Source organism: Bacillus sp. AFS029637 (assembly GCF_002584985.1).
In the GTDB taxonomy this organism is placed as follows: domain Bacteria; phylum Bacillota; class Bacilli; order Bacillales; family Bacillaceae_G; genus Bacillus_A.
Map to the genome: position 1 here is coordinate 305,741 of NZ_NUPZ01000023.1, position 25,848 is coordinate 331,588.

Below are 25,848 nucleotides of genomic sequence, written 5' to 3' on the forward strand. Positions count from 1 at the left end.
TGAAATTTTCGGGCAACACAGTTATTATAGTATATATTTCTTATTTGTCACCTAGCTTTTGCCACATTTCAAAAAAGAACGGTGTAGATTGTCGGATTCTTTTTGTTTCTAGTCATGAATGTGGTAATATAGTGCTGAGATAGTTGAAAGGAGACATATACGTATGAAAACTTTAGGATACATATTAATGGAAAATGGTGAAAAAATCGATTTAGAATTCTTCCCGGAGGAAGCGCCAAAAACTGTAGAAAACTTTAAAAAATTAGCAGAGCAAGGATTTTATGACGGTGTAACATTCCACCGCGTTATTCCTGGTTTCGTGAGCCAGGGTGGAGACCCAACAGGTACAGGTGCAGGTGGCCCAGGCTACTCTATTCCATGTGAAACTGATGCGAACCCTCATAGACACCTTGTAGGATCACTTTCTATGGCTCATGCTGGCCGTAATACAGGTGGTAGCCAATTCTTTATCGTTCATGAGCCACAACCGCATTTAGATGGTGTACATACTGTATTCGGTAAAGCAACAAGCGGTATTGAAACAGTATTAAACATGCGTCAAGGTGATGTAATGAAAGAAGTTAAAGTTTGGGAAGAATAAGTTATGAGAAAAGAGAGCTTTTGCTCTCTTTTTTATTTTTAAATATATTGCTTATGAGAACAAACTCTTAACAAATTACATAGAATACATTAGATTGTATGTTCCAACAAATATTTTTGTTATATGAATTTTGCTAGAATTACGTTGCTCTAAGGTGAACAATAATGAAGCGATAATGAGTAGTGGATGTTGCTTTTAACTATCATAGAGCATTGTCTCTTTTTTATTTATATTAGAAAGAAATAGTGCTGAAACATATATTTGACTTTCTTCTTTTCACTTTGTATGATTATCAAGTTGTTTTAGGCTCTTCTCACTCTGTTGAAAATATTGTAAAATGAAGAGAGTGATCGAGGGGATTAATAGTTTGTAACTTTTGTAAGAAGGGATAAGGGTTATGTTAATTCGTTTTAAAAAAAGTTATGAAAAAATTGCAATGGGGCTTCTTTCATTTATGCCAACTGAAAAAGATGTGAAAACATTACAATTGACTATGAAAGACTATGAAGCAAAGGATGATTGGCAATTGTATTTGTGGAAACAAAATGAAGATTTTGTTGGGATAATGGGGATTGTAAAAAAAGAGAATCAAGTACTAGAAATTCAGCATTTGAGTGTGAACCCGTCTCACCGTCATATGGGTATTGGGACGAAGATGGTTCAAGAGTTAAAGAGTAAATTTCTTGAGTTTACAATTTGCGGAAATGAGCAAACAGCAAGTTTTTGCGAAAAGTGTAAAGGGCTTGAACAAAATATACATTCGTGAAAGCAGAGATAAGTATTTTATTATCTCTGCTTTCTTTTTTGTAATTGTTCGTTTCGTTCAGTAATGACTTCTGTTCGGTCACGTAATGTATGCTTATGAATGATATATTCACTAGGAGTAGCGTTCACATCTTTCCAAGGAAGGTTTTGTTTCTGACATAATTGCATGCATATCTTTTCCAATGATGTGTCCGATAATGGTAAGAATAGCGGTGCAAAGCTTTCTTTATTTTGTATAGATTGCATTCTGTCGTTGAGTAAGGAAAGAAGTTGTGTCTGATTGATTCCTAAACGTTGTAAAGGTTCACTGTTTTTTTCTAAAATTTTGATTGCACTTTTCATCATCTTTGTGGAACCATTCCAGTTAGAGCGTCTTTGATGATATAAGGAGACTGCAATTTGAATGAGACCAACTAAGTAATGATCGCGATTTCCTCTAGGTTTTATTTTCCAATATTCTTCCAATATTTCATGACATTCAAAATAATCATAATCTCCATGGAAATGAATTAAAAATTGTATGTATTCGGTAGGATACATTTTTTTCGCCCCTGTCTAACGGTTATAAATACAAGTGTATCATAGAAATACTCACAATAAACGGCTAGGGGATTTCCCTAGCCGTTATTGTTCATATTAGCAGAAGCAAGCTGCTCCTACAATAATTAGTAAAATAAACAATACAACAAGTAATGCGAACCCACCGCTAAAACCGCAATCAACGTGACCCATAGTTTTTTGACCTCCTACATTGTTCTTACTACACTGTTATCATATGAAGCGATGGGCATGATGACATAGGCATAGGTCTATTTTTAATTAAATTTCTTAAAAAGGTTGGATAGAACATGAGTATGCTCTATACTTATGTTGTTATAGAAAAAATGTGGTGGGATGCTTTGTGCAGTATAATTTTAAAGTGGAGGCTTTTGAAGGGCCTTTAGATTTATTGTTACATTTAATACATCGCTATGAAATTGATATATATAATATTCCTGTAGCGGAAATTACAGAGCAATATTTATCATATGTTCATACGATGAAGGAACTACAATTAGATGTTGCAAGTGAGTATTTAGTAATGGCTGCAACGTTATTACAAATTAAAAGTAAAATGTTGTTGCCAAAACATGAAGAAGATGTACTTGATAACGGTGATGACTTTATAGATGATCCTCGTCAAGAATTGATGGAGAGGTTAATTGAATATAAGAAATATAAGCAAGTTGCTACTGAATTAAAAGAAAGAGAACAAGAAAGAGCACAGCTATATACACGTCCGCCAATTGATTTTACATCGTTGCAACAAGAAGAGGAGACAAGCTTGCCTCTTGATGTTACGTTATATGATATGCTAGCGGCATTTCAAAAACTAATGCGCCGTAAAAAAGCAAAAAAACCTGTAACAACACGTATTACTCGTCAAGAAATACCAATTGAAAAGCGAATGACTGATATTTTAAAGCAGTTAGAAATACAAGGTGGTCGTCAAAGTTTTTATGATTTGTTTGCTGATGATGAACGTGAAATAATGGTTGTAACATTTTTAGCGGTTCTTGAGCTTATGAAAAATCAACAAATTATCATTGAGCAAGAACATAATTTTGATGAAATTTTCGTATCAAGCTCTAATAAATCCGTATAGAGTTGGTATAGGGACATGGGGTAGAAATATGTTATCTCATGTTACGTTTTAATGTATCGTTTGGAACAAGAGAAGAAATATTGAACCGAACGCATTGACTGTGATTCGGTTTTTTGATGTGTATTTTTATGGAAACCAGGAGAAAGGAGCTTGTGAAATGGATAGAAAAGAACAAAAATCAATTATTGAAGGGCTTTTATTTGTTTCAGGTGATGAAGGAATTTATCCAGAACAAATAGCGAAAGTTCTCGAGATTGAAATGAAAGACGTAATTGAAACTTTAGAAGAAATGCAAAAGGACTGTGAAGAGTCACATCGTGGTTTACAAATTGTACAGTATGCAAAAGTATATCGTTTTGCAACAAAGAAAGAACATGCTTCGTACTATCAAAAATTAATAGATATTCCAACAGCTGCTTCACTCTCTCAAGCTGCACTTGAAACGTTAGCGATTGTTGCATATCGCCAACCGATTACAAGGACTGAAATGGAAGAGATTAGAGGGGTAAAAACTGATAAGGCGTTACAAACGTTAGTCTCACACTTACTTATAAAAGAAACAGGAAGAGCGGAAGGTCCTGGGCGCCCTATTTTATATGGAACGACGAAAGAATTTTTGGACACATTTGGATTGAAAACATTAGATGATTTACCGTCGCTTTCTGAAGAAAACGAACAAATGAATGAAGCAGATTTATTCTTCGGTTCTTTACAAGAAATATCAAAATAAAAGCTTAGCATTTTGCTAAGCTTTTTTTGTATATCAATTATATACCGTGCCATACTAAGTGAAAAAGGAGACGGGTTATGAGAGGTATGCGAAGTATTTTAATATTAGTTTCAGTCTTGTTATGCTTTTCTTTAAATAGTGCATCGGCTAAAAGATATATGATGTCTATTCAAGCGACGTCTCCTTTACATATGCATCGGCAGCATCTTAGTAAAATGAAAGTGAGTTTTTTAAAAGTTGGGCAAGGGGATGCAACCCTTATCATTTTGCCGAATGGACAAACGATGTTAATAGATGGTGGACCTTATGAAGCCGGAGAGGTCATTATTCAAAAATTAATTGAGAAAGGGATTAACCATTTAGATGTTATTGTCAGTACGCACCCTGATATGGACCATATAGGAGGGTTGATTCCGATTGTAGAACAAATGCCGGTCTCACTCATATTAGATAGTGGAAAAACATATAGCTCTTTTACATATCATACGTACCGGAATCATATTAAAAAAAGAGGAATACCATTTGTATCAGTAAAAGAAGGGCAATACATACCACTAGATCCACATGTTTCTATACAAGTATTAAACAATGGGACATCAAAAGATGAAAATAATGAGTCTTCAATCGTGTTAAAGGTTCGATATGGAAAAGCAGATTTCTTATTAATGGGTGATGCAGATGTGCGGACGGAACATGAAATATTAAAGCAATTTGATGTACATGCGGATGTGTTAAAAGTGGGACATCATGGCTCATATACTTCAACAAGTGAAACGTTTATAAAAAAAGTAGAGCCACAGTTCGCTATTCTTTCATATGGGAGCAAAAATCCGTATGGACATCCGCACCAAAGTGTAGTAAAACGATTAAGACAGCGTGGTATAATGCTATATGGAACAAATAAACGTACAGTAGAAATGGAAACTGACGGGGAACATATTACAATAGGGTCTAGTGGATTCATGCCTTTACTTAAGTAATTAAATAGTAACGGTGCATATTGTCCTTTTTTGGAAAAAATGAATAACATATATTATAATTGTGAGAGACGAAAGAAGTTTCCTTTTTTGGTAAACAAAGAGGAAATTTCATTAGAATGTATAGACAACTACTCGTGCATATATTAAGATGGAATTAGGCGAATAAGGTAATAATAACAAGTAGGTATTTCATGGGAAAGGATCGATGAAAATGAAAACGCAAGTTGTCATCAATGCCAAAATTTATACAGGTCAAGAAGTAGTGGAAAACGGATTTATTCGTTACGCAGAAACAATTAAAGAAATTGGTTTGATGGCTCAATATGTACCACAAGAAAATGAAACTATTTTTGATGCTACAGGGAAGATTGTCATTCCAGGTATGATTGATGTTCATATTCATGGTGGATACGATATTGATGCGATGGATGCAAATAGCGATGGGTTAGTAACTCTAGGTAAAGAAATGTTAAAAGAAGGAGTTACAACTTACTTCCCAACAACAATGACACAAGCTCCAGAAGCGATTGAAGCGGCGCTAAGTGCTGCGAAGGAAGCGAAAGAAAAAGGAGCACATTTCGAATATATTCACTTAGAAGGACCGTATGTTTCAAAAAAACGTGCAGGTGCACAGCCACTTGAACATATTGTTCCTGCGAATATTGAACAATTTAAACAATGGCAGGAAGCAAGCGGGAATCTAATTAAATTAGTAACATATGCACCAGAAGAAGAGGGTGCATTAGAATTTGAACAGTATCTTGCTGAAACTGGTGTTGTTGGCACAATGGGGCATACAGATGCAATTGATGCACAACTAAAAAATAGAAAAATTACACATGCAACACATTTGTACAATCAAATGCGTGGATTGCATCACCGTGAACCAGGAGTTGTTGGTCATGTGTTATTGAATCCAGATGTAATGGTTGAAGTAATTACAGATGGTATTCATATTCACCCTGATATGGTGAAATTAGCATATAAATTAAAAGGACCGAAAAAAGTAAGTGTCATTACTGATGCAATGCGTGCAAAAGGTCTTGAAGATGGATTATATGAGCTTGGCGGACAGCCAGTACATGTAAAAGATGGTAGTGCTCGATTAGAGGATGGAACGTTAGCTGGTAGTATTCTAAAAATGGATCAAGCTTTCCGAAATGTAATTGAGTTTACAGGATGTTCAATCGAGGATGCAGTACTCATGACATCAGTTAACCAGGCAGAAGAGTTTGGATTAAATAATAAAGGTGCATTAGCGGTAGGAAAAGATGCAGACTTTGTTGTCATGACTGAAAATTTACATGTATATGATACGGTTCGTTTAGGAATTCATATGAAAGAGGGGAAGTAATTAAATGAATATTCTTGTTGTGAAAACTCCAGAAGAACTAGCAGAAGCAGGTTATAAATTAATTGAAGAAGTTGTAAAAACAAAAGAAAATCCAACATTAGGAATGGCTACAGGAAGCTCTCCATTAGGTATTTATGCAGAAATGCGAAAAAATAAACTTGATACAAGCCATACAACCACTGTAAACTTAGATGAGTACGTAAATTTACCACACGAAGATAAAAACAGCTATCACTATTTCATGCAAGAACAGTTGTTTAATCATCTTCCATTTAAACAAACTTATGTACCAAACGGGATGGCAAGTGATTTAGAGGAAGAGTGCAAACGTTACGAGAGCATTCTAGCTGCTAACCCAGTTGACCTACAGATTCTTGGAATCGGTGAAAACGGTCACATCGGATTTAACGAGCCAGGAACATCGTTTAATTCTCCAACGAATATTGTTGAATTAACAGAATCTACACGCCAAGCAAACCTTCGTTTCTTTGAAAAAGAAGAAGATGTGCCAACTCATGCGATTACGATGGGAATCGGAAGTATTATGAAAGCGAAACAAATTCTACTTGTTGCTATGGGTTCTAAAAAGGCAGAAGCTGTTAAAGAGTTATTACAAGGCGAATATAATGAAGCGTGTCCTGCTACAGTTTTACAACGTCATCCGAATGTAACCGTAATTGCTGATCAAGAAGCTCTATCTTTATGCAGTGAGGCGATTGCTGATGAACATCGACAAGTATTCACCATTTCCGATCTATTATCAGATTCAAGAGTGGGTGAAACAGCTAATTGAGAGCGGCGAATGGAAGCCGGGAGATAAAATCCCATCTGAGAATGAACTTTGCGATAAGTTCGAAGTAAGTCGTATGACAATCAGACAGGCGATTAATAATTTAGTGGAACAAGGCTATTTATATCGGAAACGTGGAATTGGAACATTTGTCCAACTTCCGAAAGTGGAGCAAAAATTGCAAGGAATGACGGGATTCACAGAAGATATGATTTCTCGCGGAATGAACCCAAGTAGTCAATTACTTAGTTTCCGCCTAGTTCCAGCCACTGCAAAAATAGCAGACCGGTTAAGAATACAGGAGGGAGAGTCGGTTTATGAAGTAAGGCGTATTCGCTTAGCTGATGATGAACCGATTGCTTTTGAGACGACATATTTGTCGCCAACTCTTGTAAAGGATATTAACGAAGAAATATTGCAACAATCTTTATATGAACATTTAGAGAAAAAACTGGGCTTTAAGCTTGTTAGCGCTACTCAATCAATTGAAGCTTCGATTGCAACGGATAGTGAAGCTGAACATCTGCATATTCCTAAAAAGGCGCCTGTACTTGTAATGCGTCAATGGTCATATTCAGAAGGTGAGATGCCGTTAGAGTATGTGAAATGTATTTATCGTGGGGATCGTTATAAATTTATTACGAACATCGCACGTAACAAATAATATATTTCAGTTTGTGAAGTACAGTAAATTTAAAATTGTTCAATATGTAAAGAAATAAAAATACGACTCATCCTTATAAGGAATGAGTCGTATTTTTATTATGAGCAATCACTTGGTTAACGGCATCTTTAACCGTATCTACTACATAGTGAGCGTGTTTTTTTACTGCGTCATCTGCTTGGGACATAGCAAAACTGTGAGGAGTTAAAGAAAACATTGGAATATCATTGTAAGAATCCCCTATGCAAGCAACTTCCTCTGGTTGTAATTGAAATTCTTTTAATAAAACAGAAATAGCAGAGCCTTTACTAATATTTGGTGGCATTACATCTAAACATTGTTCTGCGGAAATGAACGTACTAACTTTTCCGTGGAATGTTTCATCAATCTTTTTCTGAAGGAGTTGTAAGCTTTCTTTTGTTCCGCCAACAGAAATTTTATTTGGAAAAATTGTATCATCTATTTTCTGTAATAAATTAGGTTCTTCAACAGAAGTCATAGTTACTTGTTGTTCAAGTTCATGAATAAACGGTGTTTTCTCTTCAATGTAATAATTATGCTCATCACTTACATAACGGAAATAAGGATCTTCATTTGTCATTGCTAACAAATCGGGTAGAATACTCGAATCGAATGTTGCAGATAATAGTTGCTTATTTTCGTGCGTATATACGAAAACACCATTTACACTAATGCGGTGGAAATTTGTATTTACAGCTTGCATTAAATTTGCAATTTCATTATCAAGTCGGCCAGAAGCGAAACAAAGAATCACATTTTGCTCAGCCAGACTACGAAGTGCGACGATATCCTGTTCGTCAATTAGACCTCCGTGTTGCATCATTGTACCATCGATATCACTCACAAACATTTTTATCATATTGCGGTCTCCTTTCTATGTACAGTTGCCCTTACATTATACGCATCATATACAAACATGTCTAAAAAATGAATTTTTACTAAATGGTAGATGTTTTACATTGACGACAAATAAGGATGTTCTGTAACATAAAAGTAGGCTATTTAAGTACGAGGGTGGTGTTATATGAGTAATTATCTAGAAATTAAAAAAGTTTTAAATAATAATGTCATCATTGCTAGCCATCCGGAACACGAGGAAGTAGTAGTGATTGGTAAAGGAATTGGCTTTGGAAAAAAAGCGAGAGATGTATTGGAGCAAGAACAAATTGAAAAAATGTTTGTTTTAAAAAATGAACGTGATCGTGAGCAATACAAATTGTTAGTACCGCATGTGAGTGAAAAATTAATTGAACTAATGAACGACATTATGTTTTACATTCAAGAAAAGGCAAAATCACCATTAAATGAACATATTCACATCGCTTTAACAGATCATATTTCTTTTGCGATTAAGCGGTTAAAACAAGGGCTAACAATTGATAATCCTTTTTTAGTTGAAACGAAAATGCTATATCCAGAGGAATATGAAATTGCTGAAGGTGTTGTAGAACTTTTAAATTCGCGTTTGCAAATTACATTGCCAGAAGGAGAAATAGGTTTTATTGCACTCCATATTTACAGCTCACTTACAAATTCAGATTTATCTTCAGTTAATCAAAACTCCCGTCTCATTGCACAGCTTGTATCTTTAATTGAGACAAACTTACAAATTACATTAGATCAAGAAAGTATTCATTATTTACGCCTTATTCGTCATTTGCAATATGCTATTGAACGAGTGAAAGAAGGAGAAAAAGTAGAGGAGTCACAAAGCTTTGCGGATTTATTAAAGACAGAATATCCAGTCTGTTATAATTTAGCTTGGAAGCTAGTTAAGGTCATGCAAAAAGAATTGCAACTTCCTGTATATGAGGCGGAGAGTATATACTTAACGATGCACTTGCAACGACTAGTGAAAGCGGAGCATGTGTAAAAAGACATATATTATTGTCTAAAATGAAAACGTTAGAAAAAATCATTGAATCGCTTACAATAGTTATGTATAATAACTATTGCAAAGTTATACAATTTTCGACAAACACATTAGGGTGATTAACGAAAACGTTTGCCTTAATTATAGTGAACTTATACGTAAACTTATTTTTGACACGTGTTACTGATTCGATCAGGCATGAGTGGAGAAAAGCAAGGAATGTAAGCTACAGAAAGGGATATACTACCCTTTGTATAGCTATCGTTCTATCTTTTTTTCCTCATGCCTTTTTGGCGTTTGTCGAAAAGTATCAATATAGATAAGAGAGGAAGGGTTTCCATGTTTAAGAAGATCTTTGGTGTTCTTCAAAAAGTCGGAAAAGCGCTAATGCTTCCAGTAGCGATTTTACCGGCAGCAGGTATTTTACTTGGATTTGGTAATGCGTTTCAAAATCCACAGTTAACAAATGTTATTCCTGCTTTAAAAGCAGATTGGTTCGTAATGGTTGCTAAAATTATGGAACAATCTGGTGATATTATTTTCGCTAACCTTGCATTATTATTCGCAGTTGGGGTAGCAATCGGTTTAGCTGGTGGAGACGGAGTAGCTGGTTTAGCAGCGTTCGTCGGTTACTTAATTATGAACAAAACGATGAGTGTGTTCTTAGAAGTAGATAAGCTAGTGAAAGTAACAAGTTCTGGAGCAGATCCAGTGAAAATTGGATTTGCAGATCCTGCATATGCCAATGTATTAGGAATTCCAACACTACAAACGGGAGTATTTGGTGGTATTATCATCGGTATAGTAGCGGCGTACTGCTATAATAAATATTTCAATATTGAATTACCATCATACTTAGGTTTCTTTGCAGGTAAGCGTTTCGTACCGATCGCAACTGCAACATTCTCATTAGTAGTCGGTATTATCATGTGTTTCGTTTGGCCATACATTCAAGGTGGCTTAAATACGTTCTCACATCAAATGATTGATGCAAATAGAACGTTAGCAGCATTTATTTTCGGTTTAATTGAACGTTCATTAATTCCATTCGGACTACACCACATTTTCTATTCACCATTCTGGTTCGAATTCGGTCAGTATACAAATGCAGCTGGCGAATTAATCCGTGGTGACCAAAAAATCTTTATGGCTCAATTAAAAGACGGTGTAGAATTAACAGCAGGTACATTTACAACTGGTAAGTATCCGTTCATGATGTTCGGTCTTCCAGCGGCAGCATTAGCGATGTACCATGAAGCACGTCCAGAAAATAAAAAATTAGCAGCTGGTATTTTAGGATCTGCTGCATTAACATCTTTCTTAACAGGTATTACAGAACCACTTGAATTTTCATTCTTATTCGTAGCGCCAGTATTATTCGGAATTCACGCTGTATTTGCTGGTCTATCATTTATGACAATGCAAATTTTAGGTGTTAAAATTGGTATGACATTCTCTGGTGGTTTAATTGACTTTATGTTATTCGGTGTATTACCAGGCCGTACAGCATGGTGGTGGGTAATTATTGTTGGTCTTGTACTAGCAGTGATTTACTACTTCGGATTCCGTTTTGCAATCCGTAAATGGGATTTAAAAACACCTGGTCGTGAAGTTGCAAGTGCGAATGACGGCGGGGGAAAAGCAGAAGCAGGTGAACTTCCTCGTGAAGTATTAGTAGCACTTGGTGGTAAAGAAAACATTGCATCATTAGATGCTTGTATTACTCGTTTACGTGTTCAAGTTAACGAACAAAAAAATGTAAACAAAGATCGTTTAAAAGAACTTGGTGCAGCTGGTGTACTTGAAGTTGGAAATAACATTCAAGCAATCTTCGGACCGAAATCTGACACATTAAAATCACAAATTCATGATATTATGTCAGGACGTACGCCTCACGTAGAAAAAGAAGCGCCTGTAAAGGTAGAAGAAACTCCTCAAAAAGTTGATGAAAATGAAACAATCGTTTCACCAATTGAAGGAAAAATCTTACCAATTACAGAAGTACCTGACCAAGTATTCTCAGGAAAAATGATGGGAGACGGATTTGCAATTGAGCCAACTGAAGGAACAGTAGTTTCTCCAGTTAACGGTGAGATTGTCAATGTATTCCCTACAAAGCATGCGATTGGCATTCAATCTGAAGGCGGAAAAGAAATTTTAATCCACTTCGGTATTGATACTGTAAAATTAAATGGTGAAGGATTTGATGCACTTGTAGCACAAGGCGACAAGGTGAAACAAGGACAACCATTATTAAAAGTAGATCTTGCATTTGTAAAAGAAAATGCACCATCTATCATTACACCAATTGTATTTACAAACTTACAACAAGGACAACAAGTCGAATTGAAAAAAGATGGAAATGTTAAGAAGGGCGAAAACGCTATTATTGACATTCAGTAGGAATTTGACGCAAAATGTTTATAATTATAATAGGCGATGTGGTTGACCGAACATCGCCTATTATATACAATAGATGGTGTAGTACTAACGTCTATACAACTAAAAAATACTGTAATTTAAAGGAGATAAATTATCATGGAAAAAATCTTTAAAGTAACTAGCGACTCAGGAATTCATGCTCGTCCAGCAACTCTACTTGTAAACACTGCAAGCAAATTTGGTTCTGACATTAACTTAGAGTATAACGGAAAAAACGTTAACTTAAAATCAATCATGGGCGTTATGTCTTTAGGTATTCAACAAGGCGCAGAAATTAAAATCACTGCAAATGGTGATGATGCAGCTCAAGCACTAGCAGCTATCGAAGAAACTATGAAAAACGAAGGATTAGGAGAATAATGACTCTTAACATTCAAGGGATCGCTGCATCAAGTGGGATTGCGATTGCAAAGGCTTTCAGACTTGAGAATCCTGAATTTAACATTGAAAAAAAATCAATTACAAACGAAGCGGCAGAAATTGCACGCTTAGACGCTGCGCTTGAGAAAGCAAAAACTGAATTAGAAGCTATTAAAGACCACGCTTTTGCTGAGCTAGGTGCTGATAAAGCTGCGATCTTTGAAGCACATTTATTAGTGTTAAATGATCCAGAACTAGTAAACCCAGTGAAAGATAAAGTAAATAGTGAAAAAGTAAATGCTGAATTTGCAATGGATGAAGTTGCATCAATGTTTATTTCTATGTTTGAAAACATGGATAATGAATATATGAAAGAACGTGCTGCGGATATTCGTGACGTAACGAAACGCGTTCTTGCACATTTACTAGGAATTAACTTCTCAAATCCTGGTACAATTTCTGAAGAAGTAATCATCATTGCTGAAGATTTAACACCATCTGATACAGCTCAGTTAAACCGTAAGTATGCAAAAGGTTTCACTACTGATATCGGCGGACGTACATCTCACTCTGCAATTATGGCTCGTTCTATGGAAATTCCAGCTGTTGTTGGTACGAAAGTTGTTATGGAAAAAATCCAAAACGGTGATATCGTTATCATTGATGGTTTAGATGGAGAAGTAATTGTAAACCCATCTGAAGAAACTCTTCGTTCTTTTGAAGAAAAGAAAGCGAAATTTGAAGAGCAAAAAGCTGAATGGGCAAAATTAAAAGACCAAGCTACTGTAACAAGTGACGGACATCACGTTGAGCTTGTTGCTAACATCGGAACACCAAATGATGTACAAGGTATTATCGATAATGGCGGAGAAGGCGTTGGTTTATACCGTACAGAATTCTTATACATGGGCCGTGACAATCTTCCAACAGAAGAAGAGCAGTTCGAAGCGTATAAAGCAGTTCTTGAAGGTGTAAAAGAAGGTCAACCAGTCGTTGTTCGTACACTTGACATCGGTGGAGATAAAGAGCTTCCATACTTACATTTACCAAAAGAAATGAACCCATTCTTAGGATACCGTGCAATTCGCCTATGTCTTGATGAGCAAGATGTGTTCCGTACACAACTTCGTGCATTACTTCGTGCCAGCGTATACGGTAACTTAAAAATTATGTTCCCAATGATTGCAACTCTTGATGAGTTCCGTCAAGCAAAAGCAATCTTATTAGAAGAGAAAGCAAAACTTGTAGAAGCGGGTACTACTGTTTCTGATTCTATAGAAGTTGGTATGATGGTTGAAATCCCAGCTTCAGCAGTATTAGCAGATCAATTCGCAAAAGAAGTTGATTTCTTCTCTATCGGAACGAATGACTTAATCCAATACACAATGGCTGCAGACCGTATGAACGAACAAGTATCTTACTTATACCAACCATATAACCCATCTATTTTACGTCTTGTAAAAATGGTTATCGATGCTGCTCATAATGAGGGCAAATGGGCTGGTATGTGTGGAGAGATGGCGGGAGATTCACTTGCTATCCCATTATTATTAGGATTAGGTTTAGATGAGTTCAGTATGAGTGCAACATCTATCCTTCCTGCAAGAACACAACTAAGCAAGTTGTCAAAAGCAGAAATGGAAACATTAGCAGAAAAAGCATTAACAATGTCAACTGCTGAAGAAGTTGTTGAACTAGTTAAAAGTATATAATCATAAAAAAACCTGAGTCGATTTGAAATCGGTCTCAGGTTTTTTCTATGAGAAAAGTAAATCTTATTTTCTTACTATAGAGGATAAGGAACAGAATTAGATAGCGATAGCAACGATATCAGTTGGGCATACACGTAAAATACCAGTAAAAGTATTTTGGTTTTGATTGTTCTTATCGTCTTTATTGTTATCTTTGTTATTGTTATTACGAGCTAAAGCAGAGAAAAGAGCAACACCGTTAGCGAAACCTTCAAAAATAACATTATTGAAAGTACCGTTACCTCTAATGCTTAAAAGAGAAAGCTCTGTTCCAACTGAAATGCTAGCAAGTACGTTACATACAGCTGGTTGTTGTGGTTTAACCTCTTTTTCTTTCTCACGATGGTCGCGCTCTCTTTCATGATGATGACATTCTCTAAAGTTATCACAGCATCCAAATGATCCAAACATAATCCTCATCACCCCCTTCACACTTATAATCTATGTAAGTTCGGTAGTTAGTGACTGGACAGCGAGTGGAATTTTTTCTGGGGTATTTTCTCATTTTAAAAGACTAGCTGGGTATTTAGTACGGAATGATGTTTAAAATAGGGGAAATATCACAAAAAAGTGTAAAGACCACCGAAATGAATGAATTAGTCTTTACACTTTTTTGCTTTTATATAAAACGATGATATATACAGGAAGAGCTAACAGTAGTGGTGCAATGGATCGTACAGTATGTTTTTCTGCTTCGAATTGGAATGCTTGTTCTTTTGGGAATTGTAACACTGATATGTTTGCAGCATCGCCAATGAAATAAAGAAGTAGTACAGTCACTATGTAACTTAAAAGTGCGATAAAGCTTCCGTATGAACTCAATGAAAATCCCTCTCTTGTTATCTATTTGTTATCATTGTATCACAATTGTAACAAAAACACACGGTTATATTTCGATGATTTAACAAATTTCGACACGAAACGTCATGTTTGTTTATGAGGATAGTGTAAACTTTACTATTTTACGATGTATAGATGTCGAATAATACATTGTAATATTACGGATGTGTAACAGAATATAAAAAACGAAGGTAATTTCATTACCTTCGTTTTTTATTCCGCTATTTGCCGGGCAGTAAGATCCCAACTTTAAAATTCGGTGAATGTAAAGGAGTTAGGTGGGGGATAAATGCCCGTAAAATCTCGATTGGTGAAGTCTAATAATCAGTGGGGATGGACAAACCTCTCCACTGATTAAAGTTTTATTTTATTATTTCGCCCATTCACTCACTTGTTCTACGCTCATTCGTGGTGCAGGATGGCCTTTTAAAGTGGATTCACCAATTGTAATAAGCATAATTGGTACGTATCGAGATGAAACATTGAATTCTTCTGTAAGTGCTTGAGGATTGAAACCACCAATAGCACAAGTATCCCAGCCAGTTGCTTTAGCTGCAAGCATAAGTTGCATTGCTGCTAAAGATGCGTTTGAAAAGGCAGCATCTCTTGGGAATTGTTCACGAGCATATGCAGATTCAATATTATTAGCTAAACGTTCTTTTGCTTCTTCTTTCATAAATCCTTGTTCTACAATTGGACCATATACTGGTTCAACATTTTTATAAGCTTCTAAATCACCTAAAATGGCAACTACTGCAGAAGCATCAAGAATTTGTTGTTGGTTATAAGCAACTGGGTGCAATCGTTTTTGTACATCTTCGCCTTGGAAAACGAGGAATTTCCAGTGTTGTAAATTCCAAGCAGAAGGTGCTTGGGCAGCTGCTTTTAAAATTTCGTGTAACTCTGAAGATGAAATTTCTTTTTCAGGGTTGAATGCACGTGTAGATGTGCGTTCATATAGAACGTTAAAAAAGTTGTCGTTTGTCATTATATATCCTCCGAATTATATATCAAATATATTCTACTTACATTTTGTAAGTTATCGAACTTAAGAATATAATATCTGTATTTTAATTGTCAAGTTTTAAAGAGTAAGCTAGGGCATTCATACAAACGATACAATTCCAATAATCATACACTAAAAAAGGAATTTGTAGAGCCAAAAAAGAAAAGAGAACATTCTCAATTAGCTTGTTAACGTGTATCCCTCATTAATTAATATTTTGGTATTATAAAATGTTTGTGAGGAATGCAGTAGAACAAGATATATGAAGTGAGTGAAGACTAGTGATGAACATACTACATTTTTTATTAGAGAATACGGTTTTCCAAAATGTATTACAAGATCTTCAGTTAAATGTCCTTTATATAGAAAATGGGTGCACACATCAACAAACGATAGAAAATATCCATCCAAAATGTATGTTTATAGCAAATAGTTTTGAAGAAGGAGAACAATTGTTTCATAAGACTAAGCCGCATATTGTAATTATGTATGTAACAGATTTTTCTCAAATAAAATATATAAAGAATATGTATAATCCACATAGTACATTCATTGTCATTTGGGATCAACAGATAACAAGTGAGTTTGCAGAGGTTCTTACGTTAGGAATACGTAACATTGTGATAGCTCCCGTAACTCCACAAGGGGTGCTAGAGGAAGTAAATAAGAGTTTGTATCAACTTTCTTTAGTACGGCAAGTAAGTTTGCAACAAGAACTACTTCAAACGATGTTTGATTTTCAAAATGACCTATTATTTATAGTAGAAGATGATGAGATTGTTGATTGTAATACGAATTTTTTAGCGTTTTTCGGATATGAAAATTTGTTTGCTTATCGTGAGCAACATTTAGTATTTGCTGAACATTTTATTAGAGAAAATGGATACTATTCGACGACTCATGATATAACATGGTTAGATGATACATTATCATATGATAGAAGAATTAAGATGTCCAATTATGAAGGAAGTGTATCAACTTTTTTATTGCGTGCGACACCATTGCCAGAAGATTTATCGAGATTTATTGTAAAGTGTACAGAGATTACAGAATTAGATGAAATCTATCAAGAGCAAGAGAGGCTTGCTATGATAGATTCATTGACAGAGATTTATAATCGTTTGAAGTTCCAACAAATACTAGAGGTAGAGTGGGACAATGTAATACGAAACGATGAAAAAATAGCACTTATTTTATTTGATATAGATAATTTTAAAAAAGTAAATGACACGTATGGCCATGATTTTGGTGACTTAGCGCTAGTGCAACTCGCCGAGCTTATGAAATCTAAAGTGGAACAGCAACATGTATTTGCAAGGTGGGGTGGCGAAGAATTTATTATATTAGTGACAAATACAGTAGAGAAAGAAGCATTTCAAGTTGCGGAGTCACTACGATTTTTTATTGAAACAAAGCAATTCTCTGGAATTTCGAAATTAACAGCGAGTTTTGGAGTTGCGTTATATGAAAAAGGGATTACAAAAGAAGAGTTAATGCAAAGAGCAGATATTGCATTATATGAAGCGAAAAAAAATGGGAAAAATCAAGTATGCGTGTATAGAAAAGAAAAAATGTAATTTTTCGCAACAAATTGTTGCGATTTTTTTTTATTCTTTGATAATAGAATATGGGGGGCACTTTGAACGAAGGAATTATGGAGGAACAATATGATAAAAAAAATAATAATAATGGCTGCACTGTTTGCTGTAGTATGCGGTGGAGTATACTATTTTCTCTATAATCCTAATATAAAGGAAAGAACTGTATTAACAACTAAGGCGAATCCTACTATTGAATCAGAAGTACAAGAGAATATAGAAGAAAAAAAAGAGCAACAAATTGATTATGCTAGTATATCTCAAAAATTAGATCAATATTTAATAGGAAAGCAATTTAATGGAACAGTTTTAGTAACTGATAAAGAGCATGTTATATTGAATAAAGGATATGGATATGCTGATGTTCAAAATAAAATAGAGAATACGCCTCAAACAAAATATCGTATCGGTTCTATTACGAAAACAGTTGTTGCTACATCTATTTTACAGTTGCAGGAACAAGGGAAGTTAAATATTCAAGATAATGTAAACAAATATATTCCTTCTTTTCCAGCAGATAAAAATATCACTTTATATCATTTGTTAACGCACACATCAGGTTTACCAGAAAAAGGGGAAGGAAAAGTGAATGTTGCTTCTCGTATAAACTTAGTAAATTGGATTGGAAGTCAAAAATTAGAGTTTCAACCAGGGGCAGGTTGGAGATATACAGATTATAATTATATGGTGCTTGCCTATATTATAGAAAGCGTATCAAAAAAAACTTTAGGGGATTACGTAAAAGAAAATATATTTACGAAAGCAGAAATGCACGAATCTGGTATGGGAAATATGACCCCAGGAGATCAGCATTTTACTAAAGGTTACGTAAAGAAAGATAATGTACTTGAATCTGCACAAAAATTATCAATGGATTGGTTATATGGTTGCGGTGAGATGTATACGACAGTTGGAGATATGAAGAAGTTAGATGAAGCAATTATAAATGGGAAACTTCTTTCTGAACAAAGTATACAAGCGATGTTTTCACCTCCAGCAGAACGGAAATATGCATTTAGCTTTTATATATATCCGGATTATTTTCATAATCATGGTGTACTATCTGGCTGGAATACTTTCAATAATTTTAATAAAGACAAAGGGATTTTTGTTATTTTATTTTCAAATGTGAAAAATAGTATGGATGATGATTTTAATAAAGAGTTCCGAAAGATGGTAAGTGATTTATTAGAACAAAGGGGATAAGAATATGGAAAACAAAATTTTATCAATTGGTTTCATCGGTATTGGTGTAATGGGAAAAAGTATGGTTCATCATTTAATGCAAGAGGGTCATAAAGTATATGTATATAATAGGACGAAAGCGAAGGCAGATTCTTTAGTGCAAGATGGTGCTAATTGGTGTGATACACCGAAAGAATTAGTGAAGCAAGTTGATGTTGTAATGACTATGGTTGGATATCCGCATGATGTAGAAGAAGTATACTTTGGAATAGATGGAATTTTAGAGAATGCAAATGAAGGCACAATAGCAATTGATTTTACAACATCTACTCCAACATTGGCAAAACGTATTAATGAAGTTGGTAAAAGAAAGAATGTATATACACTGGATGCACCTGTATCTGGGGGAGATGTTGGTGCGAAAGAAGCTAGACTCGCAATTATGGTCGGTGGAGAGAAAGAAATATATGATAGATGTTTACCGTTATTTGAAAAACTAGGAACAAATATTCAGTTGCAAGGGCCAGCTGGTAGTGGACAACATACAAAAATGTGTAATCAAATTGCGATTGCTTCCAATATGATAGGAGTATGTGAAGCTGTTGCTTATGCGAAAAAGGCTGGACTGAATCCAGATAAAGTATTAGAGAGTATTTCAACGGGGGCAGCAGGTAGTTGGTCATTAAGTAATTTAGCTCCTCGCATGTTAAAGGGAGATTTTGAACCAGGATTTTATGTGAAACATTTTATGAAAGATATGAAGATTGCTTTAGATGAGGCTGAAAAATTACAATTACCGGTACCAGGTTTAAGATTGGCGAAGGAATTGTATGATGAGTTAATGGAAGATGGAGAAGAGGATAGTGGAACACAAGTGTTATACAAAAAATACATAAGGGGGTAAATGAGATGGATCTTCAAAAGTTTGATGAGATTATTGATGCCGTACAGCGAACAACTTGTGTACAGATTAATGATAAGCAAAAAGAAGCCTTTAAACAAAAATATGATTTTGAACCAAGTTTCGAATATGGAAGAGATGAGAAGGGGCATTATGTGATTCGAACTTCGAAAAAGATGTTAGAGGAAATGGAGTTTTATTTGGCACTGAAATATGATCGGGATGGAATTGCCCTTTATATGCATGCTGAGATTGAAGGGACATGTCATGTATCCGTTAGCTATAGTGAAGATGTACTTCATTTGCAAGAATTATTTCAATTTCTAGAAGAAAATAAATAAAAGTCCTCATTTGAGGACTTTTATTTATTTAGATATATTTAATTTTTATACTTATAAGTTAGAAGCCCGGCGGCATCGCTCAATCGGGAATGGAATAACTTGTGCGAGGTGATTAGGACCAAATTGTTTTTTGCGAGCATGGCGTAATATATAAAATGCACACAGAATTGAAACAGGAATAGCGCCGAATAAACCAAATAATAAAGCGCTTACACAAGATGCAACAAAGCCTAAGACGCCAACTTCTAATTCTTCCATAATAGCTCCTAAAATAACAGGAATAGCTCCGCATGAAACCCCTAGTATAAGTGCGATAAGTAAACTCATCATTATCCCCCTCTGTTTGCGATATTATTTTCGTTATTAGTAATTGTAGTATATCATACGTAAAACAGAATTTTCAGAAAAAGTTCAAAAAAAGTTCAATAAATGTTCGAAAAGTGTTAAAAAAACGAAGAGGGTAATTCCACCTTGAAAAGGAAGAGAAGAAGTTTTTGAGTAAATAAAAAATCAGACTTATTTCAGAAAATGAAATAAGTCTGTTCCATAGGAGGATGTATATATGTAGAGTGAATAAAAGGTTGGAAAAGGGGGTCCAAGTCCTTTTATTCAACTAACTACCTTAATAGATTGGAACCCAGCCTTCAGTTGTAACAAAAATACGAATAGCTACAACTTGACGATCATCTTGCAAGGTAAAATAATGTCTTGCATTTTCAGGAACAGAGATTAAATCGCCTGGCTCAAGTTCAACGTCAAAGAATGTTCCATTTTTGCCTTCAATAGCAAAGATGCCATGACCACTAACGATAAAGCGAACTTCATCATCAGTATGATGGTGTTCTTTTTGGAAATTAATTAATAATTCGTCAAGGTTAGGTGTGCTACTTGAAAGTGAAATGACATCATGTGCTTTATAACCTCGGCGCACTGAAACATCAGCAATTTCTTTTGAAAACACTGCTAATATTTCAGCTTTGTTTTCATCTGTTAACGAATAATTTTCATTTAAATGAGTAGGAAGTTTAGAAATATTCCATTTCTCATATAAAACGCCTTCCTCTTGTAGAAATTTAGATACTTCCACCTCATTTTCAATGCGAGTATTTACTTCATGAATACGAATTTGCGCCATTAGAAACGCCTCCTTGAATTGATAATAGTTTTATATGAAATTGGAATAAAAACTCATAAGCTTCTAATCTTTTCTTTGCATCAAAGCTATCTCGGCCCCATACGGTAATACCATGATTACGGATTAATACTGCTCCCGAATCTCCTTGTATATGCTTTCGGAAATTTTCTCCGAGCGTTGGGATATGGGCATGGTTTTCGATAATAGGAATGTGAATTGTTGCACCTTCTTCCCAAATATCAAGGGCTTTAATAATTTCTTGATTTTGAAGTGTGACTGCATCACCATATAAATTTGTGATGACATTGTTATCAGTTGTATGAACATGAAGTACGCACCCGGCATTCGTATTGTTATAAATATGGGTATGCAATATTGTTTCTGCTGAAGGGCGTAATTCGGTATCTAATACGGGAACCCCTAGATGATCTACTAACAGAAAATCATCTGGAGTAGTTTTTGTTTTATCTTTACCGCTTGCGGTAATAAGAAAAGTAAGTGGCTCATGACTAACTTTTATAGAAATATTCCCACTTGTTGCTGGAAACCAATTTCGTGTTGTTAACTCTTTTTTAATCTCGCTTAAGTCATACCATTGACGAAAAAGTTGTTTCATAATTTCACCTCCAACAAATGTTTTAATTCAGCTAGAATATCGTGAAATGTTCCAAAGGGTGTATAAGCAATATGATTTTCTTCACACTTTGTAATAAGGAAGTCGCGGGCAAATACTTTATCCGCTTGTTTCGCAGCTTGTAAATCAGTAATTGAATCTCCAATTACAATATGGAAGTCATTTGTATCACTTAATTTACGGATTAAAGATGATTTACATAATCCGCAATGATTTTGACAGTGATGATCACAAGGATGAGGCCAAGTAACTGCAATATATTCGTTTGAAAAGTCTGTTTTATTACAGTAAATTTGCTCTTTTGGAATAATTCCTTGTAAGAGTGGATAGACGAAGAAATCCATTCCGCCTGATATTACGTAAAAAGAAATATTATTTTCATTTACAAATTGTATAAATTCATGAAAACCACTACGGATTTCAGCAGTCTCTATTAAAAATTGAATAATATCATCGTGCAGATTAGTAGGTATTAATTGAAATAATTGAGAAACACCTTCTTGAATAGATAGCTCTTGTGATAAAATTCTATTCTTTACTTCTTCGGCTTCTGGTGGTGCGAATTTTTCCATAATGGACATGATATTATCGTTATTTGTAATCGTACCATCGAAATCACAAAACACTTGAATACTCATAATTTCACCTCATGTGAGGGATTTCCCCATATTTGTAGTGCACTACGCAAATTTATGTCATCTACTTCATGGAGTGGTTTACTTTGCAAAGTTGCTTCAATTGCAGTACGGAATGCTTTACCACCGCCCTGTGCCCCGTTCGGATGTCCATGAATACCGCCACCTGCATTAATAACAACATCTTTACCGAAATCTCGCAAGATAAAGGGAACGAAACCAGGGTGAATACCAGCAGACGGAACGGAAAAACTCTTCTTGAAAAATGCATCGTCTTCAGTTAAATGTTTTGAGATAGTAAGAGCTTCCTCTTTTTCTAGTGCAACACTACCGTATGGAGATGGGAATAATGAAAAGTCAGCCCCAGCATAACGTAGTAGCTTTCCGAGTAATAATGGAGATGAAACTCCATATAACTTGGATGCTGAATAAGCACCACTTACAGCAGGGTGTGCCATAATAGGAACTGGGATTTCATCATCTTCTGCTAGTGATTGTAGTACATCTAGTCCGTAAGCAAACGCGTTAAATAATAGAATATCAGCCCCAGCTTGCACGGCACGTCTCGCATTTTCTTTTAAATCGAAAGTTCGCCCTGTTAAATTTACGGCATATAATGTTTTGTGTCCGTATGTTTCGTATACGGATTGTAAAACTTCTTTTCCAGATACAATGCGCTTCGTAAGTGGCGTTAAAGCATTCTCAAATAAAATCTCATCATCTTTTACAATATCTACACCACCAATCGCTTGATCGCGTAGCTGAGTTTTTAAATACCCAATATTTCGTCCAATCATTCCTTTAAAAATGCTCATTAAAAGGGGACGATCATATACTTGTAAAAGGTTTCGAATGCCATCTACACCAAACTGTGGACCAGGAAAATGTTTTTTTAACTCTTCTGAAAAAGTCAAATCAATTAATTTCACTTCACCATCAAGTGATAGCTTTCCGAATGTAGTTGTTAAAATCGCTGGTAAGTCTGGACTGAAATTTAATAACGGGTATTCGATTTTAATAACCCCGCGTTTTACTGTTTTACCTAGATACGAATTGATATGTTCTTGCGCATCTAATTCCTCAATATGAATAACATTGCCTTTATGTTGTTTTAATTGTTCTTGCAATATGTGTGGCAAATGAGTCCAAGAGCCAATTGTTAAACCGAGTGCAATTTGCTCAGCTTTTTTTTCTAAGTTATGTGAATCGTCATGGATTAAATACGTCGCTATAATTCCGATCATTGTTAAAACCTCCTAGTTAAATAAAAAAACCTCTCAGCTAAGGAGAGGTTTTTTTAAAACCAGCTCCTTATCTGTCAGCGTAATGCTGCGAGAATTAGCACCGTGTCTACGATTGTAGATCGGTTGCCGGGTTTCGTCGGGCTCGTCCCTCCACCTGCTCTTGATAAGAAGTATTTAGAAATGTTTAAATTTTTAAGATAACTGAATTTTGTCAGATATTTTTCATGTTGTCAACGACTTTTTGAAAAAATTCAATTTATCAATTCGATTAATGGCTTCTCGTAATCGTTCTTCTGTATGCAAGAGACCAACACGGACGTAACCTTCGCCGTGTTCACCAAATCCGATACCAGGTGCAACTGCAACGTGTGCTTTTTCTAGTAAAATATCAGCAAATTGCTCGGATGTATATCCTTCTGGTACAGGAAGCCATGCAAAGAATGATCCTGTTGGAATGTCTACATTCCAACCAATTGAGTGACAAGCTGAAATAAGAGCATTTCTCCGAGATTCATAACTATTAACAAGCTCTACGACACAAGACTGCGAGCTTAATAGTGCTTCACGAGCAGCATCTTGAACTGCACCAAAAATACTAACATACATATGATCTTGTAATAAGTTAATTGTTTCGATAACACTTTCATTTCCTACTGCAAAAGCAATACGCCATCCAGCCATGTTGAAAGTTTTCGATAAAGTGTAAATTTCAATTCCTGTATCTTTGGCACCGTCTGCTTGTAAGAAACTAACGGGTTTTTGACCATCAAATCCAATAGCACCGTAAGCAAAATCATGAACAACTAATATATTATGCTTATTAGCAAAATGAATGGTTTCATCAAAAAAATCTTTTGATGCAGTAGCACCAGTAGGATTGTTTGGATAGTTTAAAAACATTAGCTTGGCTTGCTTGGCAATAGAGTCATCAATTTTCGTATAATCTGGTAAAAATTTATTTTCTGCAATAAGCGGCATTGTTTCAAATTGCGCTTTTGCTAAAGCAACTCCTGATAAATAATCTGGATAGCCTGGATCTGGAACGAGAATAGTATCACCAGGGTTTGTAAAACACATTGGTAATTCTACTAATCCAGCCTTTCCACCAAACAAAATAGCAACTTCAGTTTTTGGGTTTACTACTACATCATATTCCCGTTGATAGAATGTTGCCACGGCTTCTTTTAAGCTTTCGTGTCCGCGAAATGGCGGATATTTATGATGGATGGTCTTTTCGGCAGCATCTTGCAAAGCTTTTACGATATGCTGTGGGGTTGGTTGATCTGGATTACCTTGACCTAGATTAATAACATCGTGACCAGCTGCAACGACCTTGTTAACTTTTGCAACAAGTGAAGCGAAAAATTGTGTTGGCAGTGATGTTACTATCTCAGAAGGTTGAAATAATTTCATACTTTCCACCTCTTTTGAAAGTTGTTACAATTCTAGTGACAAATGATATAATCTTTCCAGTATTTTGTAAAGAAAAAATTAAGAATGGGGCTGACAAAATGAAAGTCGCATGTATTCAAATGGATATCGTCTTTGGAGATGTAGAAAAAAATATTGAGAACGCTAAAAATAAAATTAGTGAAGCGATGAAGGAAAGACCAGATGTTATCGTCTTACCAGAACTATGGACAACAGGATATGATTTAACGAGACTTTCTGAAATCGCAGATAGTGATGGATTGAAAACGAAAGAAAAGTTGAAAGAATGGTCGAAGCAATATGGTGTACATATTGTCGGTGGCTCTATAGCGAAGCAAACAGAGCAAGGTGTTACAAATACAATGTATGTGGTAACTAATAAAGGAGAACTAGTCAATGAATATAGTAAAGTGCATTTATTTCAGCTTATGGATGAACATAAATATTTAATCGCTGGAAATAGTACAGGTGAATTTAAGATAGATGATGTAGAGTGCGCTGGTATAATTTGTTATGACATTCGTTTTCCGGAGTGGATGCGCGTTCACACTGCTAAAGGTGCAAAAGTTTTATTTGTTGTAGCAGAATGGCCATTAGTCCGTTTAGCGCATTGGCGTTTGCTTCTGCAAGCAAGAGCGGTTGAAAATCAGTGTTATGTTGTGGCATGTAATAGGGCAGGAAAGGATCCGAATAATGAGTTTGCCGGTCATTCTTTAATTGTCGATCCTTGGGGAGAAGTTGTTGTAGAAGCAAATGAAGAGGAATCCATTTTATTTGGAAAGCTTACATTCGAGAAAATTAAAGAAGTACGCAAAGGAATTCCAGTTTTTGCAGATCGTCGTCCAGAATTATACAAATAAAATGTTGACAAGTGATTTTTATTCTTGGTATAGTCTTCAACATAAAGTTAAAAATTCGAAAA

29 protein-coding genes and 1 riboswitch are annotated in these 25,848 nt (G+C 35.3%); of the genes, 17 read left to right on the forward strand and 12 right to left on the reverse strand.

What is annotated here, in order from left to right; translation table 11 throughout:
- The first annotated feature begins 163 nt into the window (after positions 1-163).
- Together COE49_RS12845 and ribT are read left to right on the forward strand one after the other, a co-directional pair.
- On the forward strand, positions 164-601 hold the full coding sequence (locus COE49_RS12845) for a peptidylprolyl isomerase (RefSeq protein ID WP_088230290.1): 438 nt from the start codon (positions 164-166) through the stop codon (positions 599-601).
- A gap of 397 nt (positions 602-998) precedes the next feature.
- Positions 999-1,367 carry a GNAT family N-acetyltransferase RibT gene (gene ribT, locus COE49_RS12850; protein WP_016718416.1) on the forward strand — a complete coding sequence of 123 codons (369 nt, stop codon included), beginning with the start codon at positions 999-1,001 and terminating at the stop codon, positions 1,365-1,367.
- Between the two features lie 20 nt (positions 1,368-1,387).
- Here ribT and COE49_RS12855 read toward each other — a convergent pair whose 3' ends face one another.
- The gene (locus tag COE49_RS12855; protein WP_088230289.1) at positions 1,388-1,906 is read right to left on the reverse strand and encodes a DUF309 domain-containing protein; all 519 of its coding nucleotides are present in this window, start codon (positions 1,904-1,906) and stop codon (positions 1,388-1,390) included.
- Between the two features lie 96 nt (positions 1,907-2,002).
- On the reverse strand, positions 2,003-2,098 hold the full coding sequence (locus tag COE49_RS12860; RefSeq protein WP_000510194.1) for a YjcZ family sporulation protein: 96 nt from the start codon (positions 2,096-2,098) through the stop codon (positions 2,003-2,005).
- Between the two features lie 169 nt (positions 2,099-2,267).
- On the opposite strand from COE49_RS12860, the gene scpA reads away from it, so the two are divergent.
- The 6 genes from scpA to COE49_RS12895 all read left to right on the forward strand — a co-directional run bounded on the left by scpA (position 2,268) and on the right by COE49_RS12895 (position 7,529).
- Positions 2,268-3,011 (forward strand): segregation/condensation protein A, encoded by a 744-nt coding sequence (gene scpA, locus COE49_RS12865; RefSeq protein WP_088230288.1) that lies wholly within the window; start codon positions 2,268-2,270, stop codon positions 3,009-3,011.
- A 157-nt stretch (positions 3,012-3,168) separates the two neighbouring features.
- Positions 3,169-3,741: an SMC-Scp complex subunit ScpB gene (gene scpB / locus COE49_RS12875; protein WP_088230287.1), complete on the forward strand. Its 573-nt coding sequence runs from the start codon at positions 3,169-3,171 to the stop codon at positions 3,739-3,741.
- Positions 3,742-3,818: 77 nt separating this feature from the next.
- Complete coding sequence (locus COE49_RS12880) at positions 3,819-4,721, forward strand: ComEC/Rec2 family competence protein (RefSeq protein WP_088230286.1); 903 nt, start codon at positions 3,819-3,821, stop codon at positions 4,719-4,721.
- Between the two features lie 211 nt (positions 4,722-4,932).
- Positions 4,933-6,075 carry an N-acetylglucosamine-6-phosphate deacetylase gene (gene nagA / locus COE49_RS12885; RefSeq protein ID WP_088230302.1) on the forward strand — a complete coding sequence of 381 codons (1,143 nt, stop codon included), beginning with the start codon at positions 4,933-4,935 and terminating at the stop codon, positions 6,073-6,075.
- 4 nt (positions 6,076-6,079) lie between these two features.
- The gene (gene nagB, locus COE49_RS12890; protein WP_088230285.1) at positions 6,080-6,868 is read left to right on the forward strand and encodes a glucosamine-6-phosphate deaminase; all 789 of its coding nucleotides are present in this window, start codon (positions 6,080-6,082) and stop codon (positions 6,866-6,868) included.
- On the forward strand, positions 6,798-7,529 hold the full coding sequence (locus COE49_RS12895; RefSeq protein ID WP_088230284.1) for a GntR family transcriptional regulator: 732 nt from the start codon (positions 6,798-6,800) through the stop codon (positions 7,527-7,529). Before nagB ends, COE49_RS12895 begins: the two co-directional genes overlap by 71 nt.
- Positions 7,530-7,602: 73 nt before the next feature.
- Here COE49_RS12895 and COE49_RS12900 read toward each other — a convergent pair whose 3' ends face one another.
- Positions 7,603-8,409 carry an HAD family hydrolase gene (locus COE49_RS12900; RefSeq protein WP_098253395.1) on the reverse strand — a complete coding sequence of 269 codons (807 nt, stop codon included), beginning with the start codon at positions 8,407-8,409 and terminating at the stop codon, positions 7,603-7,605.
- A 165-nt stretch (positions 8,410-8,574) separates the two neighbouring features.
- Between COE49_RS12900 and glcT the strand changes: the two genes are divergently transcribed.
- From glcT to ptsP, 4 genes are all read left to right on the forward strand, one after another.
- The gene (glcT, locus tag COE49_RS12905; protein WP_088230282.1) at positions 8,575-9,423 is read left to right on the forward strand and encodes a glucose PTS transporter transcription antiterminator GlcT; all 849 of its coding nucleotides are present in this window, start codon (positions 8,575-8,577) and stop codon (positions 9,421-9,423) included.
- A gap of 339 nt (positions 9,424-9,762) precedes the next feature.
- Positions 9,763-11,826 carry a PTS glucose transporter subunit IIABC gene (ptsG, locus tag COE49_RS12910; protein WP_088230281.1) on the forward strand — a complete coding sequence of 688 codons (2,064 nt, stop codon included), beginning with the start codon at positions 9,763-9,765 and terminating at the stop codon, positions 11,824-11,826.
- A gap of 135 nt (positions 11,827-11,961) precedes the next feature.
- Entirely contained in the window at positions 11,962-12,225 is a 264-nt protein-coding gene (gene ptsH, locus COE49_RS12915) for a phosphocarrier protein HPr (RefSeq protein WP_000411079.1), read from the forward strand.
- Complete coding sequence (ptsP, locus tag COE49_RS12920; RefSeq protein ID WP_088230280.1) at positions 12,225-13,937, forward strand: phosphoenolpyruvate--protein phosphotransferase; 1,713 nt, start codon at positions 12,225-12,227, stop codon at positions 13,935-13,937. Before ptsH ends, ptsP begins: the two co-directional genes overlap by 1 nt.
- 96 nt (positions 13,938-14,033) lie before the next feature.
- Here ptsP and COE49_RS12925 read toward each other — a convergent pair whose 3' ends face one another.
- The 3 genes from COE49_RS12925 to COE49_RS12935 all read right to left on the reverse strand — a co-directional run bounded on the left by COE49_RS12925 (position 14,034) and on the right by COE49_RS12935 (position 15,804).
- Positions 14,034-14,387 (reverse strand): DUF3915 domain-containing protein, encoded by a 354-nt coding sequence (locus tag COE49_RS12925; protein WP_088230279.1) that lies wholly within the window; start codon positions 14,385-14,387, stop codon positions 14,034-14,036.
- A gap of 192 nt (positions 14,388-14,579) precedes the next feature.
- Positions 14,580-14,798 (reverse strand): hypothetical protein, encoded by a 219-nt coding sequence (locus tag COE49_RS12930; RefSeq protein ID WP_088230278.1) that lies wholly within the window; start codon positions 14,796-14,798, stop codon positions 14,580-14,582.
- A gap of 388 nt (positions 14,799-15,186) precedes the next feature.
- Positions 15,187-15,804, reverse strand: coding sequence for a nitroreductase family protein (locus COE49_RS12935; RefSeq protein ID WP_071713123.1), 618 nt, complete (start codon positions 15,802-15,804; stop codon positions 15,187-15,189).
- Positions 15,805-16,106: 302 nt separating this feature from the next.
- On the opposite strand from COE49_RS12935, the gene COE49_RS12940 reads away from it, so the two are divergent.
- From COE49_RS12940 to COE49_RS12955, 4 genes are all read left to right on the forward strand, one after another.
- Positions 16,107-17,399 (forward strand): GGDEF domain-containing protein, encoded by a 1,293-nt coding sequence (locus COE49_RS12940; protein ID WP_140417323.1) that lies wholly within the window; start codon positions 16,107-16,109, stop codon positions 17,397-17,399.
- Between the two features lie 90 nt (positions 17,400-17,489).
- Complete coding sequence (locus tag COE49_RS12945; protein ID WP_098945914.1) at positions 17,490-18,626, forward strand: serine hydrolase; 1,137 nt, start codon at positions 17,490-17,492, stop codon at positions 18,624-18,626.
- 4 nt (positions 18,627-18,630) lie between these two features.
- Positions 18,631-19,509 carry an NAD(P)-dependent oxidoreductase gene (locus COE49_RS12950; RefSeq protein WP_088230276.1) on the forward strand — a complete coding sequence of 293 codons (879 nt, stop codon included), beginning with the start codon at positions 18,631-18,633 and terminating at the stop codon, positions 19,507-19,509.
- A gap of 5 nt (positions 19,510-19,514) precedes the next feature.
- Positions 19,515-19,847: a DUF3909 family protein gene (locus tag COE49_RS12955; RefSeq protein ID WP_088230275.1), complete on the forward strand. Its 333-nt coding sequence runs from the start codon at positions 19,515-19,517 to the stop codon at positions 19,845-19,847.
- A 51-nt stretch (positions 19,848-19,898) separates the two neighbouring features.
- On the opposite strand, the gene COE49_RS12960 is transcribed toward COE49_RS12955, so the two are convergent.
- From COE49_RS12960 to COE49_RS12985, 6 genes are all read right to left on the reverse strand, one after another.
- Positions 19,899-20,174 carry a hypothetical protein gene (locus COE49_RS12960; protein WP_088230274.1) on the reverse strand — a complete coding sequence of 92 codons (276 nt, stop codon included), beginning with the start codon at positions 20,172-20,174 and terminating at the stop codon, positions 19,899-19,901.
- Between the two features lie 295 nt (positions 20,175-20,469).
- The gene (locus tag COE49_RS12965; protein WP_088230273.1) at positions 20,470-20,982 is read right to left on the reverse strand and encodes a 1,2-dihydroxy-3-keto-5-methylthiopentene dioxygenase; all 513 of its coding nucleotides are present in this window, start codon (positions 20,980-20,982) and stop codon (positions 20,470-20,472) included.
- Positions 20,960-21,598, reverse strand: coding sequence for a methylthioribulose 1-phosphate dehydratase (locus tag COE49_RS12970; protein WP_088230272.1), 639 nt, complete (start codon positions 21,596-21,598; stop codon positions 20,960-20,962). The genes COE49_RS12965 and COE49_RS12970 overlap by 23 nt, the downstream gene beginning before the upstream one ends.
- On the reverse strand, positions 21,595-22,254 hold the full coding sequence (gene mtnX / locus COE49_RS12975) for a 2-hydroxy-3-keto-5-methylthiopentenyl-1-phosphate phosphatase (protein ID WP_098356850.1): 660 nt from the start codon (positions 22,252-22,254) through the stop codon (positions 21,595-21,597). Before mtnX ends, COE49_RS12970 begins: the two co-directional genes overlap by 4 nt.
- A complete protein-coding gene (mtnW, locus tag COE49_RS12980) occupies positions 22,251-23,495 on the reverse strand; it encodes a 2,3-diketo-5-methylthiopentyl-1-phosphate enolase (protein ID WP_098945915.1) in 1,245 nt (414 codons plus the stop codon). The genes mtnX and mtnW overlap by 4 nt, the downstream gene beginning before the upstream one ends.
- Before the next feature lie 64 nt (positions 23,496-23,559).
- Positions 23,560-23,665: riboswitch (SAM riboswitch) on the reverse strand.
- A gap of 52 nt (positions 23,666-23,717) precedes the next feature.
- The gene (locus tag COE49_RS12985; protein ID WP_098841275.1) at positions 23,718-24,908 is read right to left on the reverse strand and encodes a pyridoxal phosphate-dependent aminotransferase; all 1,191 of its coding nucleotides are present in this window, start codon (positions 24,906-24,908) and stop codon (positions 23,718-23,720) included.
- A gap of 14 nt (positions 24,909-24,922) precedes the next feature.
- On the opposite strand from COE49_RS12985, the gene COE49_RS12990 reads away from it, so the two are divergent.
- Positions 24,923-25,786: a carbon-nitrogen family hydrolase gene (locus COE49_RS12990; protein WP_141556629.1), complete on the forward strand. Its 864-nt coding sequence runs from the start codon at positions 24,923-24,925 to the stop codon at positions 25,784-25,786.
- The last annotated feature ends 62 nt before the right edge of the window (positions 25,787-25,848 follow it).

What these genes read in the sequence shown, in the direction of transcription:
- COE49_RS12925 (WP_088230279.1), bottom strand. Translation starts at nt 14,387, where the DNA reads ATGTTTGGATCATTTGGATGCTGTGATAACTTTAGAGAATGTCATCAT.
- COE49_RS12940 (WP_140417323.1), top strand. Translation starts at nt 16,107, where the DNA reads ATGAACATACTACATTTTTTATTAGAGAATACGGTTTTCCAAAATGTA.
- COE49_RS12880 (WP_088230286.1), top strand. Translation starts at nt 3,819, where the DNA reads ATGAGAGGTATGCGAAGTATTTTAATATTAGTTTCAGTCTTGTTATGC.
- scpB (WP_088230287.1), top strand. Translation starts at nt 3,169, where the DNA reads ATGGATAGAAAAGAACAAAAATCAATTATTGAAGGGCTTTTATTTGTT.
- mtnW (WP_098945915.1), bottom strand. Translation starts at nt 23,495, where the DNA reads ATGATCGGAATTATAGCGACGTATTTAATCCATGACGATTCACATAAC.
- ptsH (WP_000411079.1), top strand. Translation starts at nt 11,962, where the DNA reads ATGGAAAAAATCTTTAAAGTAACTAGCGACTCAGGAATTCATGCTCGT.
- COE49_RS12970 (WP_088230272.1), bottom strand. Translation starts at nt 21,598, where the DNA reads ATGAAACAACTTTTTCGTCAATGGTATGACTTAAGCGAGATTAAAAAA.
- COE49_RS12860 (WP_000510194.1), bottom strand. Translation starts at nt 2,098, where the DNA reads ATGGGTCACGTTGATTGCGGTTTTAGCGGTGGGTTCGCATTACTTGTT.
- COE49_RS12960 (WP_088230274.1), bottom strand. Translation starts at nt 20,174, where the DNA reads ATGAGTTTACTTATCGCACTTATACTAGGGGTTTCATGCGGAGCTATT.
- COE49_RS12935 (WP_071713123.1), bottom strand. Translation starts at nt 15,804, where the DNA reads ATGACAAACGACAACTTTTTTAACGTTCTATATGAACGCACATCTACA.
- COE49_RS12945 (WP_098945914.1), top strand. Translation starts at nt 17,490, where the DNA reads ATGATAAAAAAAATAATAATAATGGCTGCACTGTTTGCTGTAGTATGC.
- ptsG (WP_088230281.1), top strand. Translation starts at nt 9,763, where the DNA reads ATGTTTAAGAAGATCTTTGGTGTTCTTCAAAAAGTCGGAAAAGCGCTA.
- mtnX (WP_098356850.1), bottom strand. Translation starts at nt 22,254, where the DNA reads ATGAGTATTCAAGTGTTTTGTGATTTCGATGGTACGATTACAAATAAC.
- COE49_RS12985 (WP_098841275.1), bottom strand. Translation starts at nt 24,908, where the DNA reads ATGAAATTATTTCAACCTTCTGAGATAGTAACATCACTGCCAACACAA.
- nagA (WP_088230302.1), top strand. Translation starts at nt 4,933, where the DNA reads ATGAAAACGCAAGTTGTCATCAATGCCAAAATTTATACAGGTCAAGAA.
- ptsP (WP_088230280.1), top strand. Translation starts at nt 12,225, where the DNA reads ATGACTCTTAACATTCAAGGGATCGCTGCATCAAGTGGGATTGCGATT.
- COE49_RS12965 (WP_088230273.1), bottom strand. Translation starts at nt 20,982, where the DNA reads ATGGCGCAAATTCGTATTCATGAAGTAAATACTCGCATTGAAAATGAG.
- COE49_RS12900 (WP_098253395.1), bottom strand. Translation starts at nt 8,409, where the DNA reads ATGATAAAAATGTTTGTGAGTGATATCGATGGTACAATGATGCAACAC.
- glcT (WP_088230282.1), top strand. Translation starts at nt 8,575, where the DNA reads ATGAGTAATTATCTAGAAATTAAAAAAGTTTTAAATAATAATGTCATC.
- COE49_RS12950 (WP_088230276.1), top strand. Translation starts at nt 18,631, where the DNA reads ATGGAAAACAAAATTTTATCAATTGGTTTCATCGGTATTGGTGTAATG.
- COE49_RS12955 (WP_088230275.1), top strand. Translation starts at nt 19,515, where the DNA reads ATGGATCTTCAAAAGTTTGATGAGATTATTGATGCCGTACAGCGAACA.
- ribT (WP_016718416.1), top strand. Translation starts at nt 999, where the DNA reads ATGTTAATTCGTTTTAAAAAAAGTTATGAAAAAATTGCAATGGGGCTT.
- COE49_RS12895 (WP_088230284.1), top strand. Translation starts at nt 6,798, where the DNA reads ATGAACATCGACAAGTATTCACCATTTCCGATCTATTATCAGATTCAA.
- COE49_RS12845 (WP_088230290.1), top strand. Translation starts at nt 164, where the DNA reads ATGAAAACTTTAGGATACATATTAATGGAAAATGGTGAAAAAATCGAT.
- nagB (WP_088230285.1), top strand. Translation starts at nt 6,080, where the DNA reads ATGAATATTCTTGTTGTGAAAACTCCAGAAGAACTAGCAGAAGCAGGT.
- COE49_RS12855 (WP_088230289.1), bottom strand. Translation starts at nt 1,906, where the DNA reads ATGTATCCTACCGAATACATACAATTTTTAATTCATTTCCATGGAGAT.